Here is a 17,315-nt window from a genome sequence, read left to right as displayed (position 1 = left end):
CCTACCCAATTGATCCTACAAGTTCAAGATTAATTAAATTATTCATCTCAACTGCATATTCCATAGGAAGTTCCTTTGCAATTGGCTCTGCAAATCCTCTAACTACCATTTCTTTTGCCTCTTGTTCAGAAATTCCCCTTGACATCAAATAAAAAATTACAGAATCACTAATTCTTCCAATTTTTGCTTCGTGCCCAATATCTATGTCGTTGTTTTCAATCTTTATTGTAGGAATAGTATCTGACCTAGATATATTGTCAAGCATTAGGGACTCACAAGATGTTGAATTTTTTGCTCCCACTGCATTTTCTTTTATATCAACAAGTCCTCTATAAATTGCAATTCCTCCACTTTTTGAAATTGATTTTGTGTTTATAGTTGATTTTGTATTTGGAGCAGCGTGAATAACTTGTGCACCTGTGTCAAGATTTTGTCCTTCTCCTGCAAAGGAAATCCCTGTGAACTCACTGCTTGCATTTTCTCCAACAAGAATTGAACCAGGATAGAGCATTGAAACTTTTGATCCAAAAGATCCAGAAACCCATTCAATCTTTCCATCTTTTTCTACAATTGCTCTTTTAGTATTTAAGTTATACATATTTCTTGACCAGTTTTCTATTGTCGAATATCTTAGAGTTGCACCTTCTCCCACAAAAAGTTCAACAGCTCCTGCGTGTAAATTAATTACATTGTATTTTGGAGCAGAACAACCTTCTATAAAATGACAATATGCTCCATCTTCCACAATAATAAGAGTGTGTTCAAATTGACCTGCTCCTGGAGCATTTAATCTAAAATAAGATTGAAGAGGTATATCAACATTTACTCCTTTAGGAACATATACAAAAGATCCTCCACTCCAAACAGCATAATGAAGTGCTGCATATTTGTGAAGAGATGGCTTAATACATTTGCTAAAATATTTTTTTACAATTTCAGGATATTTTTTTAAACCAGTTTCAAAATCTGTATAAATTACTCCTTGATCTGAAAGATATTTTTGAACATTGTGATATACAATTTCTGAATCATATTGTGCACCAACACCAGATAGCATCGCTTCTTTTTCAGCTTCAGGTATTCCAAGTTTATCAAAAGTATCTCTTATATCATCAGGGACATTTTTCCAATCGTCTGACATTTCAGCATCAGGCCTAATATAAGTTGTAATTTCATTCATATCAACTTCAGAAATATCTGGACCCCATTTTGGATTTTCTTTTTCATTAAAAATTTTAAGAGCTTTTAACCTGCTCTCCAACATCCACGCTGGATCTTCTTTTTCCTTTGAAATTTGTCTTACAATATCTTCTGTAAGTCCCTTTTCAGTTTTTGATTTATAAGTGAATTTATTTTTGATGTCATAGACACCACGATCCATTTCTTCTAAATAAGTTTTTTCTTTTTTAGTCAATTATTTCACCTCTTCTCTTATCCAATTAAATCCTTCTTCTTCGATTTTATCTATTAGAGAAGCGTCCCCTTCTTTTACAATTTGTCCATCTAAAATTACATGAACAAAATCAGGTTTTATATTATCTATAAGCTCTTTGTGGTGAGTAATAATTAAAACTGCATTATCTTTATCTAAAAATCTTTCAATTCCATTTGATACTATTCTTGTAGCATCAACATCAAGTCCTGAATCAGTTTCATCTAAAATTGCAAGTTTTGGATCTAGCATGAGCATTTGAAGAATCTCATTCTTCTTCTTTTCTCCACCAGAAAATCCAACATTTAAATATCTCTCTGCGTAAGAAGAATCCATTTTTAATTCTTCCATCTCTTCTTTAATTTGCTTTTTAAATTTTAAAATTGAAATATTTTTATCTTCTTTTAAGGATTTAGCCGTTCTTATAAAATTTTCAACTGAAATCCCTGGCACTTCCTCTGGAGTTTGAAAAGACATAAAAAGTCCTTTATTAGCTCTCTTGTCCGTTGAAAGATCTGTTATATCTTCACCATCTAAAAATATTTTTCCACTTGTCACATTGTAAACGGGATTATCCATTATTACATTGGCAAGTGTGGATTTCCCAGACCCATTTGGACCCATAATTACATGAACTTCTCCATAATTAATTTTTAAATTTATATTTTTTAAAATCTCTTTATCTTCAACGCCTGCACTTAAATTCTCTACTCTTAATAACTCTGTCATACTTCCTCCATTTATAAAAAATAATTCATACAAAATTACTATGTTTTTTCTATTAACTATAATAACACAAGTTTTTTAATTTTCAAATAAATTTCCAAAAATAAAAAAACTAGGCTTAACCTAGTTTAAGAAAGTATAAATGCAGATTCTATGTGATTTATTTCTTTTTCATTAAAATAAATTTCTATAATGTCAAATCGAACCATTATATCGAAGAGAGATTTTTCCATAATATATGCAGTAGCAGTCTGTATTATATTTTTCATTTTAAATTCAGTCACTGCTTCATAAGCATCCCCATATTTTCTAGAATTTCTTGATTTAACTTCAACAAATACTATTTCATCTTTATCTCTTGCAATAATATCTATTTCAGTTCCAAGTGCTCTATAATTTCTCTCTAATATTATGTAACCTTTTTTCTCCAAAAATTTTGTGGCAATATCCTCTCCACGATTACCAAAATATAAATTGTGTCCTACCATAATTTTATATTTTTTAAAAAAGTTTTTCTGTGCATATCGCTTGGCCCATAAGTTTTTAAAGCTTCCCTGTGATATTTTGTAGCATAGCCTTTGTGTTTTTCAATTCCATAATTGGGATATTTTTCTGCCCATCTTTTACAAAGATTATCTCTATAAACTTTTGCAATAATAGATGCACAAGCAATGGAATAACAACTTTCATCTCCTTTAATAATTGCTTTTTGAAAAATACCAGTCTTAATAGTTTCTGCATCTATTAAAACACAATCAGCTTCCACTTTTTTCCCTTCACTATCTTTTAAATTTTCAAGAGCATTGATCATTGAAATATGTGTTGCCATTTTTATATTTACTTTGTCAATTATGTCTGCATCCGCCCTTCCAATTCCAACAGCAACACAACTTTCTAAAATTTTTGTATAGAGCTCTTCTCTCTTTTTTGGAGTCAACTTTTTAGAATCATTAACTCCTTCAATGTAATCACCCTTTGGCATAATTATTGCACAAGATACTACATCTCCAAAAAGGCACCCTCTTCCAACCTCATCTATTCCACAAATATTTTTATATCCCTTTTTATAATAATCATCTTCAAATTTTTCAAAATTCATTTGGCCCCTCCAATGTGACCTTTCCCATTAGACCCTTTCTAAACTCATCTAAAATAATTCCAGAAACTTTTTCGTAATCAATAAATCCACCTCGCATAAGAGCTCCTCTTCTCTTACCAATTTCGTCCATTATTTCTATTGAAGAAAGTTCTTTTATATTTTTTAAATTATATCTATTTTCTATTAAAGTTGAATCAATTTTTACAAGTTTCTCTATTAATTTAAGTGCAAGAGTTTCTCTATCCATAATTTCATCTTTAATTGCACCAGTAAAAGCAAGATTTAGGCCAACATTTTCTTCGAACTTTGGCCACAAAACTCCTGGAGTATCTAAAAGATGAAGTTTTGGATGAATTTTTATCCACTGATTAGTTTTTGTAACTCCTGGTCTATTTCCAGTTTTTGCAGATTTTGTGCCTGATATAGAATTAATAAAAGTAGATTTACCAGAATTTGGTATTCCCACAATCATAGCACGAAGTGGCCCCTTTTTTAGCCCTTTTTCTTCATATTTTTTTATTTCCTCGCTCATTAAATCTTCTGCCTTTTTTACAACAATATTTACATTGGGTTTTGTTGCATTATAAGAAATTGCAAAATTATTTTCATCAGTTAATTTTTTCATCCACTCTTCATTTAATTTAGGATCGGACAAATCTGATTTATTAAAAATTAAAAGTCTTTTTTTATTTTTTAAGAGTTCATCAAAGAGAGGATTTCTACTTGAATAAGGAATTCTCGAATCAATTATCTCAATAACAAAATCAACAAGTTTTAATTTCTTTTCTATGTCCTCTATGGTCTTTTTCATATGACCAGGGTACCAATTAATATTCATTTAACCACCAAATATAACCTTGTTCAAAATTTTTATTGCTCCATCATTATTGTTGTCAAAGTCAGAAATTACATCTGCTACATCTTTAAGAGAATCTACACTATTTTTCATAGCAATACCAAGACCAACATTTTTAATAAGCATAATGTCGTTAGAATCATCTCCAATTGCAGCCACTTTATCTAAATTAATATTTCTATTTTCCGCATATTTTTTTATCCCATAAAACTTGTCGCCATTTTTTTGAAGAACTTCGAGCATCCACTTTGGCTCTCTTCTTATTCTCATAATATGAAAATTGAATCTATCAGAAATTTCTTTTTTCATTCTATTTCTAAGTTCAACTAAATCATCGTGACTGCCTGCAAATACAATTGATAGAGGCTTTCCTTCTAATTTATTAAAATCGTCTAGAGCTAAATTTCTATTTCTAAAAGCGTCAATATAAGTTCCTTCAAAATTTTCAAAATTTTTTCTCTTATAAACTAAATCAATTTCGTTGTCAGTTGCAATGTGAAGAGATGTATAAATATTTTTATTGTCATCAAAAGCCATAACGCTTTTTAAATCTTCCTTATTAATTGGATTCACATATTCAACTTTTCCAGTTAAATTGTCTTTTATGACATTTCCATTGTTACAAATAAGATCAATATCTACATCTCCTACAAATTTATGAGCAGAATAATATTCTCTTCCCGTTGCAACCACAGGAATTATATTATTTGATTTTAATTTGTCGACAAAATTATAAAAACTTTTTGTCATAACTTTGTCTGAATTTAGAAGAGTTTCGTCTAAATCCATAGAAACTATTTTTATCACGAAATCACCTATACATTAAACTTAAAGACAATTACATCACCATCTTCAACAATATAATCTTTGCCTTCACTTCTTATAAGTCCTTTTTCCCTTGCCGCAGCCACTGAGCCAGAATCAACAAGATCTTTGTAACTTACAGTATCTGCTTTAATAAATCCTCTCTCCATATCTGTGTGAATTTTTCCAGCAGCAGTTGGAGCTTTAGATCCTCTTTTAATTGTCCAAGCTCTCGTTTCCATTTCGCCAGTTGTAAGAAAAGAAATAAGACCTAAAAGTTTGTAACTTGACTTAATCAATTTATCAAGACCAGATGAATCAAGACCAAGCTCCTCTAAGAAAAGTTCTTTCTCATCTTCATCTAAAGATGCAATTTCAGCTTCAATTTCTGCAGAAATTACGACAACTTCGTCGCCAGCATTTTCTGCATATTCCCTAACTTTTTTCACATATTCATTATCATCATTAGAAAGTTCTTCTTCAGCTACATTGCAGACATATATGACAGGCTTTGCACTTAAAAGAGCATAATTTTTTATGATTTTTTCTTCTTCCTCATCAATTTCAACTTCTCTTGCAGATTTTCCTTCTTCAAGAGCCGTTTTTATTTTCTCAAGTAAATCTCTTTCCTTAGCAAGAGATTTTTCTGCCCTAGATTTTTTTACAACTTTTCCATATCTATTTTCAATTTGCTCAAGGTCTGAAAAAATAAGCTCTAAATTTATATTTTCAATATCACGTATTGGATCAATAGAACCATCGACATGAATAATATTTTCGTCATCAAAACATCTAACAACATGAACTATTGCATCAACTTCACGGATATTAGAAAGAAATTGATTTCCAAGCCCTTCGCCCTTACTTGCTCCTTTAACAAGTCCTGCTATATCATAAAACTCTATATTAGTGTGAACAACTTTTTCTGAATTACTAAGTTTTGCCAAAACATCTAAACGCTCATCAGGCACATTTACAACGCCAACATTTGGCTCAATAGTTGCAAAAGGATAATTTGCAGCTTCTGCACCAGCACTTGTAAGAGCATTAAATAAAGTAGATTTCCCAACATTGGGAAGTCCAACAATTCCAAGTTTCATTAGAAAACCTCCATTTCAAAATAAAATTATATCACAAGAACTTCTAATAAGTCATTTATTTTCTGCCTTTAAAGTTTTTATAATTAATTTTATTTCGCCGAAAATTTTATTTTTATAAACGTGAAAAATAAACTATACACTTTTATAATTATTTAATTCTTAAATTTTGTCAAAAGAATAGGGAAAACTTCCAATTAAATATTTTTTATTGTATAATGAATTTACTAATTATATAAAGAGGTGAATGGGATGAGTGCCATCGTCATAAATGACCTGACAAAAGGCAAGGGAAAAGAAAAAGTTTTATCAAATTTAAATTTAGAAATTTTAGACGGAGAATTTTTCTCTCTACTTGGGACGGAAGATTCTGGGAAGACAACTCTTGCAAGAATTATTATGGGATACTTAAAACCTAGTAGTGGTACTATTAAGGTTTATGATATGGATTCATTTAAAGAATCAAAAGAAATAAAAGAAAGCGTGTCTTTTGTACCAGAAGAAATGATTTTTGACTCAAAAATAAAATCATATAATCTTCTCAAAAAAACGCTAAAAGTGCATAATCTAACAAACACAGAGGATATCGACGTACTAAGTGACTATTTTGAATTTAACAGTAATATTAGAGTTTGCGATTTAAGAGATAGAGAAAGAAAAATTTTAGCTATTTTAAATGCACTAATAACTAAGCCAAGACTTTTAGTTTTAGATAATCCTTCAAAATTCTTAGAAGAAAAGGATATAGACAGACTTTTTTCACATCTAAAAAAATTAAATGAAACTGAAAATTTAACTGTTCTTTTACTTTCAAACTCTCTTAGACAAGCTAAAAAATATTCCGCAAGAATTGCTTACCTATCTGATGGAAAAATTCAAGAGATTGAATATAATAATGTAAAAGTGGCCGGCGACAAAGTTTTAAAAATTGATTCCTTTAGAGGAAATTTAAATTATTTTACATCAATCGGTGCAAGAATTATTAAAGATGAAGAAGATGAAACTATTCTATACTTTGATGGGCCTCTCCCTGAACTTTCAAAAGTTATATACGAGGAAGCCTTGGAAAATTATGTACTTGAAGACGCACAACTAGATGATAAAGTCAATGCTTATTATAAAGGTGAAAATGCAAATATCCCTAGAAGGGAAAAAACTGTAGAAGAAGAAAATTTAATAAAAGAAAACAAAACAGAAATAATAAATCACTCTTCTAAAGATACAGTTGAAACTTCTACAATTAATGGTATGGATGAAAATACAATAAAAGCTTCAAAATCAGAAAATAATTTTAATGAAGTTGATGGTATAATACCATCCACATCTGAAAAAGACGAAATTCACAACACAAAGACCAATCTTTTTGTGGATGATGAACATAAAATAAAAGATAAAGATGTAGAAGAAAATAAAAATGAGGAAACTATTATTTTTAAAACTTCTGATAGTGGTGTCTTTAACGAAACAGAGGATACAGAGCTAAAGGAGGATGAAAATGATATTTAATATGGAATTTAAATCAAATTTTGGGAAGATGATTGCTTGGGCAATAGTCCTTATAATTTTACTTGGGCTAATGCTTGCCTTTTATCCTTTCCTTGCAGAATCACAAATGAACTCACTTTTTAATTCTGTGGTAGGATCTTTTAATGAACCCACAAGAAATATTTTAGGTTTTTATGACGGAATGGATATTGTAAATGTTGGCGACTACATCGCTCTTGTTTATCACTATCTTGCAGTGTTGATTTTTATTCTTGCAATGCAACTTGGTGCAAACTCTCTTGCAAAGGAACAAAATAGTGGAAACATTGAATATATTTACTCAAATCCAATTTCAAAGTCAGAAATTGTAACAGGAAAATTTGCAGCAAATATTGTAATTTATCTTTTATTCTTAATTATAATGGCTCTTGCAACAACTGGTCTTGTAATGGGTATTAATTCAATTGGCATTGGAAGCGGTGATGCTTTAAACATTACAAGCTTTGATATTTTCGAATCAGTTGTAAAAATTTTTGTTGGACTTCTTGGAAGTGGACTAGTATTTATGTCAATAGGATATTTCTTCTCTTCCATGTCCAAAAACTCCATACATCAAGATGCAGTATCTGTGCTTTTTGTATTGCTAATAATTTTAATAACAATAGTCGGAAAAGTAGTGGGCAATATGTTTGGCTATGTTGTCAACTTCTTCACTAACGAAGCCTTTAAACCTTTTAGCTTTATAAGCGGAAATATTAATTTAATTGCGATAGGAGTAAATATTTTTATCTTTGTTCTAATGATTGTGTTAACTTATTCAATTTATAACAACAAAGAACTTAAATACTAATTTTAAAAAGACCTAGCTCACAATATGAACTGACCTCCGTAAGTTGGTTTTTTAGTCCAACTCACGGAGGTCAGTTCAATTTAGTAGGCTTATTTTTTATTTTTATACTAAGCACTATTCCTAATATTAATTTATAGTTTCTTTCTAAATATTATACTTATAAGAAAACATATAAATATAAGAGATCCTAAAATTAAATTTAAATTTTGTTGCATTTCTAGTACTGCAATATATTTACTCATATTTCCAATTAATTTAAATCTGAAGGATATTAAATTATAAATAAACATTATAATATAAATCCCTATCATTTCACCACGTGCATATTTAAATATTTTGTACGACAAATTCTTTTCTGTGTAGGGATGCTTTATTTCTTTATATATTTCATCAAACATACTAAAAAACTACCTTTCGTGAACAGTTCCACTCTTATTTAATAAAGTACTTCCATCTTCCCCTATATAAACTATTTTATAATTAAACCATTTATTGACTACATGAGACTCACCTGTGATTTTTGAAGTTGCTATTTGTCTTTTTTCTCCAGTCCAAATTTTTAAAGTTCCAGGATTTCTATGTGAACCATCGAATGCATTATAAATTCCAATCATAGCTCCTATAGGCATTGTGTATCCATTACATACCAATCCTACGGTAAATGCATCAATCCATTTATCTCTATCATGTGCTTGAGCTTGATTAAAATGTTCTGAATGTGTCAATCTCATATCGTCATATTCATAAGAATAAGTAAATGGATTATTAAAAAGTCTTTCTCCATCAAAAGGTAATTTATTACCTTCACTAAAAAAATCACCTGCAAAAACACTTGTTATAAGTATTGATGATACTAATAAACTTAATATTACTTTAGAAACTTTTTCTTTAAACATAAATAGACCTACTTAATCGAAAAACATTTTCCCTACAATTTGATTATATCCCCTTTCATATAATATATCAAATTTTATCCCTTTATATTTTTTCATTGTAAATTCTATTTAATTCTTCTTCTGTGACTTCACTTGGTTTTATATCCAAAGCTACTTCGCCTTTATTTAGCATTATAATTCTGTCAGAATATTCTATGGCATTTTTTAAATTATGAGTGATCATAAGTGTTGTAATCTTTTCTTTTTTTATAAGGTCTTTTGTCTTATCCATTATAATATTTGACGTTTTTGGATCAAGTGCAGCTGTGTGCTCATCAAGCAACAAAATTTTTGGTTTTTTTACTGTAGCCATTAAAAGTGAAAGTGATTGTCTTTGTCCACCTGATAAAAACTTTACTTGTGTCTTTAATTTATTCTCAAGTCCAAGATCTATACTCTTTAATTTTTTTATTATATCTTCATTATTTTTCTTGTCAATTAATCTTCTGAAAGTAAATTCACTTCCCTTTTTTAAAGCCATTGACATATTTTCCAAGATGTTTAAACTTTGACAAACTCCCTTTGATGGATCTTGATTTACTTTTCCAATGTCAATAGCTCTTTCATCTTCAGATAATTTTGCAATATCCACATTGTCCAAGATAATTTCTCCTGAGTCTGGATTTAGTGAACCACTTATCATATTAAATAGTGTAGACTTGCCACAACCATTTGGTCCTAAAATTGCCACACATTTATTTTCTTCAATTTCAAGGGAAAAATTATCAAATACTTTATTTTCTTCTTCCATTCCCTTGTAAAATGTCTTTGATAAATTTTTAATTTTTAACATTTTCTTCTCTCTTTTCTTTTAATGTAGATAATCTTTTTAATGAAACATTGTTATAAACTATGAATGCTACAACTATAACTGCTGTTACTCCCTTTAAATCGCTTGGAGCAAGTCCCATGTAAAGGGCAATTCCATAAATTATTCTATAAATAATCGCTCCAATAATTGCCCTTGTCGTTCTGTTTAAAAATTTTGCATTTTTTAAAAAAGCATCTCCAATAATTATTGATGCAAGTGCAGAAACAATTATTGATTGTCCCATAGTTATATCTGCATATCCATTTGATTGTGCCATAAGTGCTCCTGCAAGTGCAGAAAGTCCATTTGAAATCACAAGACCAATTGCAATGTACTTGTCTGGATTCTTGCCAAGAGATTTTACAAGAGTTTCATTATCCCCTGTCGCAAGAAGCAAATATCCCTTTTCAGTTTTTAAAAACCAATCAAGTACAAATTTTATTATTAAAACAATTACAATTAAAATTAATATTTTTGGAACACTTTCAAAAAGTTGAAATACAGTTTTATAATCAAAAAATGTAATATTAGGCGTACCTGTAATCCTAAGATTAACTGAATATAAAAAAGTCATTGTTAAAATTCCCGCAAGAATCGACTCAATTTTAACTTTTCTAAACAAAATATAAGTTATATATCCACCTACACCACCTGCCAAAAATGAAAATACCATTGCAATTATAGGATTCATTTCAAGTGTAATCATCTTTGCAAAGGCAAAAGCACCAAGGGGAAATGTCCCCTCAACAGACATATCTGGAAAATCTAAAATTTTAAATGTTATTACTACTCCTATTGTCAAAACAGAAAATATAAGTCCCATTACAATAGATTCAATTATTACTGAATTCAACTTTCTTCCTCCTAAAACTAAAATTATCTACTCGACAACTTTTGCATCATCCATTAAATTATTGTCATCATCAAGTCCAAGAGCCTCAGCAGTTTTCTTGTTAACAACTTTTCTTGTATCTGTTGAAAATAAAACTGGAACTTCAGAAACTTTTTTCCCATCTATAACTTCACTTGCCATTTCTGCTGCCTTTTTTCCAAGATCTAAATAATCAACTCCAGCACTCATTAAAATTCCATTTTCTACTGGGCCTTCTTCTGATGCAAAGGATGGAATTTTTGCAGTTTTTAAACTTTCAGCGATAATTGTCGATGCAGATGAAACTGTGTTATCTGTAATCGCCATAAAAATATCCATTTTTGGTTCAAGTGCCTTTATTGCAGTCGAAACATCATTAATGTTATTTACTCCAACTTCAGCGACATCTAAATCAAATTCAATTGCAGCTTTTTTAAGTTCTTCAACTTGAAATTTTGAATTTGCCTCGTTAGTAGAAAACATAACTCCAACAGTTTTTATATCTGGAAAAATACTTATTATCTCTTCAAGTTGTGCCTTTATTGAAAAATAATCACTTACACCAGTTACATTTTCTTCTGGTTCTTCCAAATTTTTAACAAGATCTGCACTTTCTGGGTCAGTCACTGCGTTAAAAATAATTGGAATATCTTTTACACCATTTTTTGCACCTTGTGCAGCTGGCGTTGCAATTGCATAAATTAAATCAACATCTTTGTCTTTAAAAGATTTTATAATTGATGGAACAACAGAAAGATCTCCATTTGCATTTTTCGAAATAATTTCTACATCTGGACTTTTCTTTTTTATTTCATCTTCAAAACCTTTCCTTGCCCTTTCAAGTGCAATGTGGTCTGCAATTTGAATGACACCGATTTTTTTTGCCCTTTGAACTTTTTCTTCACTTCCATTTTCTTTCTTGACATCACTTCCACAAGATATTAAAAAAATTGACAATAAAACTAAAATAAAAGCTTTCCTAAATTTCATAAAAACCTCCATAAAATAAAAAAAGTCTTTCATCCACATTGGGACGAAAGACTGACTTCGCGGTACCACCCGATTTTATAATCAAAAAGATTACCTCACTTTAAGGTCCAACAACCTCTAGCCTTAGTTAACGGTGGCTTCCGTACTTGCCTACTAATTTCAACAAATAAGCTTTAGAGTGTATATTAAATTTTTGTGTATTGCCTCGCACCAAACGACAACTCTCTTAAATCATCAAAAATTCTTTTTTCTCTATCAACGCTTTTATTAAATTAAGATGATTATATTCTAGTATCAAAATAAAGTCAATACTTTTTTTAATTTCCCAAAAAATTTTTTAGGGAGGTTAATTGTAAAATGAAATTGAATTAAGAAAAATTTTATAATATTTCAAATTACTTGATGTCCTTGGACTATTAATTATTTTTACAATTGATTTCATCAACATTTATAATTCTAGAAAAATATTTATACAAACTACTATCATGTGTTACCATTATAATTGTTTTACCATGTCTATTTAGTTCTTTCAAATAATCCATTACAATATTTATATTCTTATCGTCCAAACCTGTAGTAGGTTCATCAGCTATAACTATATCGCTATTTTTTAAAAACAACTTAATAATAGATATCCTCTCCTGTTCTCCTCCAGATAGCTCAAATATCATTTTATTTAAAGACTCTTTCATGTTAAAACTTTCCAGATATCTTTCTATCTTCTCTTCTTTCTCCCTTCTAGAAAGTTTGCTATACTCTAAGGATAACATTAAGTTCCATTTAACATTTTCATCCTCTACTAAACCATAGTTTTGAAGTAAATATCCTATTTTGTATCTTCTTAATAGCATTGCATCTTTTGAATTTATTTTTACGCTTTTCTTATTTGCAATATTAACTTGACCACTAGTAGGCTTGCTAATTAGACCTATAATATTTAAAAGCGTAGTCTTGCCACTTCCACTGCGCCCTATAAGTCCAATAAATTCACCTTCTTCAATCTCTAAAGATAGATTTTTAAAAAGATAATTATCATTAAACTTTTTATTCATATTTACAATCTCAATTAATGCCATATTAAACTCCTTTTATAACGTCAACAATATTTTTAAAAACTACTTTTTTGTAAAATGATATATAAGTCAATAAATCAATCAAAAGATATGCGACTATTATAGGTAAGGAAATTTGTAATACAAAATATAAAGTTATAAGAATAATAAAACTAATCAACATTAAAAAAATTTCTTTTCTTAAGATTTTTATATGCGAAAAACCAAGAGTATACATAATTGCATATTTAATTTTATTTACTTCATTATCTACATAATTGCTAACAATTATAATAAATATCAAACTTATATTAAAAATAACAATAAACAATATCTCACTTTTAACTATCAACTGAAGATTATCTATATCATCTCTAAATAGATTTAGTGCATTTTGTGCAACTAATAAATTCTCTAATTTATATTTTGATAGCATCTGAATAAAATCTTCTAAATTATTTTCCTCAAAATAAATTCCTCGTCTTGAAAATAAATTAATATAATAACTTCCTGACAATTTCCCATCATCTATATAGATTATTGGAAGACTCGCATTCTTAATACCTGAAGAATTCAAAAATAATTTAATATTTCCATTTGGGATTTCTAAAGTTTCAATATTTCCAATTTTTTTATACTCATTTTTCAATTTCAAATCTAAAGCTTTATAATTTTTATTTGTTTCTATACTGTCGATTAAATTAGAAATCACCTGTTCTTTGTTTTCATAATTATTAGATTGAGGAATTAAAATTTTATTTTCTAAAGTTTTTTTATCATAATCTATTTCTCTATCTAACTTTACAAACTTTTTAAAATAATCATAATTGCACACCAGAAAACTAAATCTATTGTCCTTAGATTCTAAATAATTTTCATAATTAGAAGTGTCAATTAAATAATTCTTATTATTTTTTAATAATCTTTTAATGTTTTTATCGTATCCATCGTATATTTCTATGTTTCCCAATCTGTAATCATCAGCTTCTATATCAAGACCATAGGATGTGTAATAATCCCCTAATTCCTGATTTCTTAATAAATCTTTATTGCTTTCTTTTATCTCAGAAATACTATTTTTTAAATTATTTGTAAAAATCAAAACTAAAGACATGACTAATACTTTTAAAAACTTTAAAAATATACTGTATTTGCGTGTATATAGCTTGTTTTTTATCATATTTTCAATGTCTATAAATTTTATTATAAATGTACTATTATAAATTAAAATGGAATTAATCAATATTAATATTAATAAATATGTACTTAAAAACGCAAAATATTTAAAACTAAATTTAGAATTTATAGTTAAATACATTCCATATACAAAAAAAATCAGAAAGATATTAACTATAAATATTTTAATTACTTCTTCCCAAAACTCCTTGATTATTTTTCCTTTGGAAAAACCCATCATCATTTTTAATCCATTTCTTTTTAATGTATTAGAAAAATAAATTAAATAAACCAATTGAACATTTACCAATAATAATATAATATTAAACGCAAAATATTTAATAACAATTCTATAATCGATTAAATCCTTATCTACTTCTTTTATTTCAATCCCTTTCCCTTTCAAAATGGAATTGAGTTCATTTATACTTGAATTTGAATAAAAAGTATTAGTAGAATCCTGCCATCTATTGTAATTCAAAACTCCATAGCTATAAACTACACTTTGTGACAAAGGTTTCTTTTTATAGTTAATTTCCTTTAATGAAAATATTTTATATCTACTTTTATTGTCATATTCATAATTACTTTTTAGGGTGATTAAATTATAATTACTAGATCTTATAGTATTAAATAAAATTTTTCTATTTTCAACACTATTGTCAGCAATCTCATATTTATTATAATCATTAGGCAAAATATTATTTTTATCATACATATCCAAGAATGATATATTGAACAAATATATAGCCAAACAAATTTGTAAAAAAATAAATACTCTTATGAATTTTTTCATTTTATACCTTCTTACGAGAAAAAGAGTCATCAAAGATGACCCTTTTTCTAAAATAATCTTTCATAATCATAGGATGCAGTTTCATTTGCCCAAAAAGATCTCTCTTTAGTTATTCTTGCAAAATTCTTTTTCCAACCACTAGAATATCTATTTCTACCAACATGAACAATTGCCATTACATTATAATCATGCCCTAATTTTTTCCCTTGATATGTTTGTCCAATTTCTGAATAAACTATATCTTCAGTTTGACCTCCATCAAAATATAAATCACCATGTTCAATCGTAGAACTTCTTAATTCATTCTTTCTTTCTAAATCTTTAATTGAATTTTCTTCATTTTCAATTACGTATTCTTGTTGGGATGTTTTATTATCAAGCTACTCTTCTTCAGCAAAAATAAGCATTGGAAAACTAGAAAATAGAATAGTAATAACTGTTGTTAAAACCAAAATATTTTTTCTCTTCATAGCGTTTTCCTACTAAACTTTTAACTCTTTTACATTAAACCTTTTGTGTAATAATTATTACAATATACTAAGTTAACTTTATTTAAGTATATCATTTTCACGCTAAAAAACAATAATATTTTACTATTTATTATAACTTATACTTTAATTAATCTTTTTGAACAATTTTAAAGTCTATATCTATATCTCCACCTTGAGGACAACTAGCTGTAAACTTATAATCTTTACTAAATCTTCCAACTGAAGTTGATGTATAGCCTTGTCCTCCTGTTTTTACAGTAACAGCATTTCCTCCATTAATTTTTATAACAACAGGGTACCTGCCATTGTTTCTTATCCAAAAGTTTACTTTACTTCCATTCCCTTTCGTCAATTGACAATACTTTTCATACTCAATTCCTCTGTAAGAGCCTGTAGTAATAACCATACTATAAGGAGTGATTTCTTTATCTTCCTTATTAGTACATTCTATGATTTGTTCTCTATATTGATTATTAACTGTATCAGAATTTTTTGCAAATGCAGGAACTGTAAGTAAAACACAACCCAATACAATTGTTGGAACTATAAACTTTTTCATTTTATCCTCCTAAAACTATACCTGCTTTCAAATAAATTATATTAACAAATTCCTTAGCATCAATAAAAATATTATGATTCTTTTTAATCAAATTAATAAGTGTGACATTATTTTTAGAATTATCTACCTTTTAAATTTATATAAAAATAGTGAAAATATAACATATACTAACAGCATAAAAATATCCTGTTTCATTAGGCTTATATTCAAAAAACTATTTTTATAAAAATAATAAATATTAGATATTAGCATCAATAAAACTAAAAAGCTAAAGTTTTTAAATATTTTTCTCATTAACAATCACAATAATTTTTTACTCCTATTAATTCGTTTCTATTTGAATCTGAATAAAAATATTTTATACTTATATTTACCACCCGAAATCCAACTTGGATAGATAGGACTGCATGTATCTCTAAAATTAAATGTCCATAATTTTTGAGTCCAAGAAACTCTCGGCCAATATTCCATAACTATTCTTTCTGCATATCATTCTTATCAATTAATCAATATAATATTTAAGCAAAATCGCATTAAAATAGTAGTAATTTTTTTGTAAATTTTTTTATTTAAGCTCAAACCTTGGAGCCAATTTTCTCTTATGTTCTGAGTTTTTGTGCATCCTATCTATCTTTTCTTTTATTTCAGGCTCTGGAATTTTTTCTCCCCTGATGTAGGCATCAAGAATTTCATAAGTAAATCCCATTTCGTCTTCATCTGTTTGTCCAAGCCAAAGTCCTGCTGATGGTTTTTTATTTATTATAAATTCTGGGAGTCCAAGTTCTTTTGCTATTTTAAAAATGTCGGTCTTTAAAATATTTGCAATTGGCATTAAGTCTGCACCAGAATCTCCATATTTTGTAGAATAACCAAGATACATTTCGCTTCCATTTGATGGTCCAAGGACTAAGTAACCAAGGTCTTGTGCATAATAATAAAGTGTTGTCATTCTAAGTCTTGGTTTTATATTTGATTTTGCCATTCTATTTCCTGAAATAAAAGATGCTTTCATAAGTTCATCAAAAGTACTTGTTAAATCAATTGTCTTTGTTTCTAGGTTTATTTCTTTAGCAACTTTTAACGCATCCTCTCTATCTTCATTTATACTATCGCAAGGCATAATAAGTCCAAGAGAATTTTCTGGGAAAATCCTTTTTGAGATTGCAGCAATTACTGCTGAATCAATTCCACCAGAAAGTCCAAAGATAAATCCTTTTGCACCAATTTTTTTTGCATAATCTCCTACCCATTTTACTAAATCTTCTGTAACTTTTTTATAATCCAT

Annotated in this window: 19 protein-coding genes and 1 other annotated feature; of the genes, 2 read left to right on the top strand and 17 right to left on the bottom strand. The window is 28.3% G+C overall.

The features are described from left to right. Position 1: 1 nt before the first annotated feature. The 7 genes from sufB to ychF form a co-directional block, all read right to left on the bottom strand. Positions 2-1,414 (bottom strand): Fe-S cluster assembly protein SufB, encoded by a 1,413-nt coding sequence (gene sufB, locus BQ5450_RS08545; RefSeq protein WP_108720828.1) that lies wholly within the window; start codon positions 1,412-1,414, stop codon positions 2-4. Next, a complete protein-coding gene (sufC, locus tag BQ5450_RS08540) occupies positions 1,415-2,161 on the bottom strand; it encodes a Fe-S cluster assembly ATPase SufC (RefSeq protein ID WP_010244205.1) in 747 nt (248 codons plus the stop codon). Between the two features lie 125 nt (positions 2,162-2,286). Beyond that, positions 2,287-2,646, bottom strand: coding sequence for a YraN family protein (locus tag BQ5450_RS08535; protein WP_010244208.1), 360 nt, complete (start codon positions 2,644-2,646; stop codon positions 2,287-2,289). After that, a complete protein-coding gene (locus BQ5450_RS08530; protein WP_071126553.1) occupies positions 2,640-3,257 on the bottom strand; it encodes a ribonuclease HII in 618 nt (205 codons plus the stop codon). Before BQ5450_RS08530 ends, BQ5450_RS08535 begins: the two co-directional genes overlap by 7 nt. Beyond that, positions 3,247-4,095, bottom strand: coding sequence for a ribosome biogenesis GTPase YlqF (gene ylqF / locus BQ5450_RS08525; RefSeq protein WP_071126552.1), 849 nt, complete (start codon positions 4,093-4,095; stop codon positions 3,247-3,249). Before ylqF ends, BQ5450_RS08530 begins: the two co-directional genes overlap by 11 nt. Beyond that, positions 4,096-4,920: an HAD-IIB family hydrolase gene (locus BQ5450_RS08520; protein WP_010244215.1), complete on the bottom strand. Its 825-nt coding sequence runs from the start codon at positions 4,918-4,920 to the stop codon at positions 4,096-4,098. Positions 4,921-4,928: 8 nt separating this feature from the next. Further along, complete coding sequence (ychF, locus tag BQ5450_RS08515; protein ID WP_071126551.1) at positions 4,929-6,017, bottom strand: redox-regulated ATPase YchF; 1,089 nt, start codon at positions 6,015-6,017, stop codon at positions 4,929-4,931. Between the two features lie 249 nt (positions 6,018-6,266). Here ychF and BQ5450_RS08510 point away from each other — a divergent pair, with 249 nt between their 5' ends. Together BQ5450_RS08510 and BQ5450_RS08505 are read left to right on the top strand one after the other, a co-directional pair. After that, positions 6,267-7,520: an ATP-binding cassette domain-containing protein gene (locus BQ5450_RS08510; RefSeq protein WP_071126550.1), complete on the top strand. Its 1,254-nt coding sequence runs from the start codon at positions 6,267-6,269 to the stop codon at positions 7,518-7,520. Next, a complete protein-coding gene (locus BQ5450_RS08505; protein ID WP_010244222.1) occupies positions 7,510-8,349 on the top strand; it encodes an ABC transporter permease subunit in 840 nt (279 codons plus the stop codon). Before BQ5450_RS08510 ends, BQ5450_RS08505 begins: the two co-directional genes overlap by 11 nt. Positions 8,350-8,480: 131 nt before the next feature. On the opposite strand, the gene BQ5450_RS08500 is transcribed toward BQ5450_RS08505, so the two are convergent. The 10 genes from BQ5450_RS08500 to nadE all read right to left on the bottom strand — a co-directional run bounded on the left by BQ5450_RS08500 (position 8,481) and on the right by nadE (position 17,315). Further along, a complete protein-coding gene (locus BQ5450_RS08500) occupies positions 8,481-8,747 on the bottom strand; it encodes a hypothetical protein (protein WP_071126549.1) in 267 nt (88 codons plus the stop codon). 9 nt (positions 8,748-8,756) lie between these two features. Next, positions 8,757-9,245 carry a hypothetical protein gene (locus tag BQ5450_RS08495; RefSeq protein ID WP_071126548.1) on the bottom strand — a complete coding sequence of 163 codons (489 nt, stop codon included), beginning with the start codon at positions 9,243-9,245 and terminating at the stop codon, positions 8,757-8,759. Between the two features lie 82 nt (positions 9,246-9,327). After that, the gene (locus tag BQ5450_RS08490) at positions 9,328-10,077 is read right to left on the bottom strand and encodes an ABC transporter ATP-binding protein (protein ID WP_071126547.1); all 750 of its coding nucleotides are present in this window, start codon (positions 10,075-10,077) and stop codon (positions 9,328-9,330) included. Beyond that, on the bottom strand, positions 10,064-10,948 hold the full coding sequence (locus tag BQ5450_RS08485; protein WP_071126546.1) for an ABC transporter permease: 885 nt from the start codon (positions 10,946-10,948) through the stop codon (positions 10,064-10,066). Before BQ5450_RS08485 ends, BQ5450_RS08490 begins: the two co-directional genes overlap by 14 nt. Positions 10,949-10,975: 27 nt before the next feature. Continuing rightward, positions 10,976-11,956, bottom strand: a complete 981-nt coding sequence (locus BQ5450_RS08480; RefSeq protein WP_071126545.1) for an ABC transporter substrate-binding protein — start codon at positions 11,954-11,956, stop codon at positions 10,976-10,978. 36 nt (positions 11,957-11,992) lie between these two features. Beyond that, positions 11,993-12,224: a binding site (T-box leader), on the bottom strand. A 148-nt stretch (positions 12,225-12,372) separates the two neighbouring features. Continuing rightward, the gene (locus BQ5450_RS08475; protein WP_071126544.1) at positions 12,373-13,032 is read right to left on the bottom strand and encodes an ATP-binding cassette domain-containing protein; all 660 of its coding nucleotides are present in this window, start codon (positions 13,030-13,032) and stop codon (positions 12,373-12,375) included. A 1-nt stretch (position 13,033) separates the two neighbouring features. Then, on the bottom strand, positions 13,034-14,980 hold the full coding sequence (locus BQ5450_RS08470) for a bacteriocin-associated integral membrane family protein (RefSeq protein WP_010244242.1): 1,947 nt from the start codon (positions 14,978-14,980) through the stop codon (positions 13,034-13,036). Positions 14,981-15,027: 47 nt separating this feature from the next. Next, a complete protein-coding gene (locus BQ5450_RS09365; RefSeq protein WP_267888186.1) occupies positions 15,028-15,156 on the bottom strand; it encodes a hypothetical protein in 129 nt (42 codons plus the stop codon). A 442-nt stretch (positions 15,157-15,598) separates the two neighbouring features. Next, positions 15,599-16,030 carry a hypothetical protein gene (locus tag BQ5450_RS08465; RefSeq protein WP_010244245.1) on the bottom strand — a complete coding sequence of 144 codons (432 nt, stop codon included), beginning with the start codon at positions 16,028-16,030 and terminating at the stop codon, positions 15,599-15,601. A 565-nt stretch (positions 16,031-16,595) separates the two neighbouring features. Continuing rightward, positions 16,596-17,315 carry an NAD(+) synthase gene (gene nadE, locus BQ5450_RS08460; protein WP_071126543.1) on the bottom strand — a complete coding sequence of 240 codons (720 nt, stop codon included), beginning with the start codon at positions 17,313-17,315 and terminating at the stop codon, positions 16,596-16,598.

Origin of the sequence: Peptoniphilus lacydonensis (genome assembly GCF_900106515.1) — a bacterium.
In the GTDB taxonomy this organism is placed as follows: domain Bacteria; phylum Bacillota; class Clostridia; order Tissierellales; family Peptoniphilaceae; genus Peptoniphilus_A; species Peptoniphilus_A lacydonensis.
This window is presented reverse-complemented; position numbering and strand designations above follow the sequence as displayed.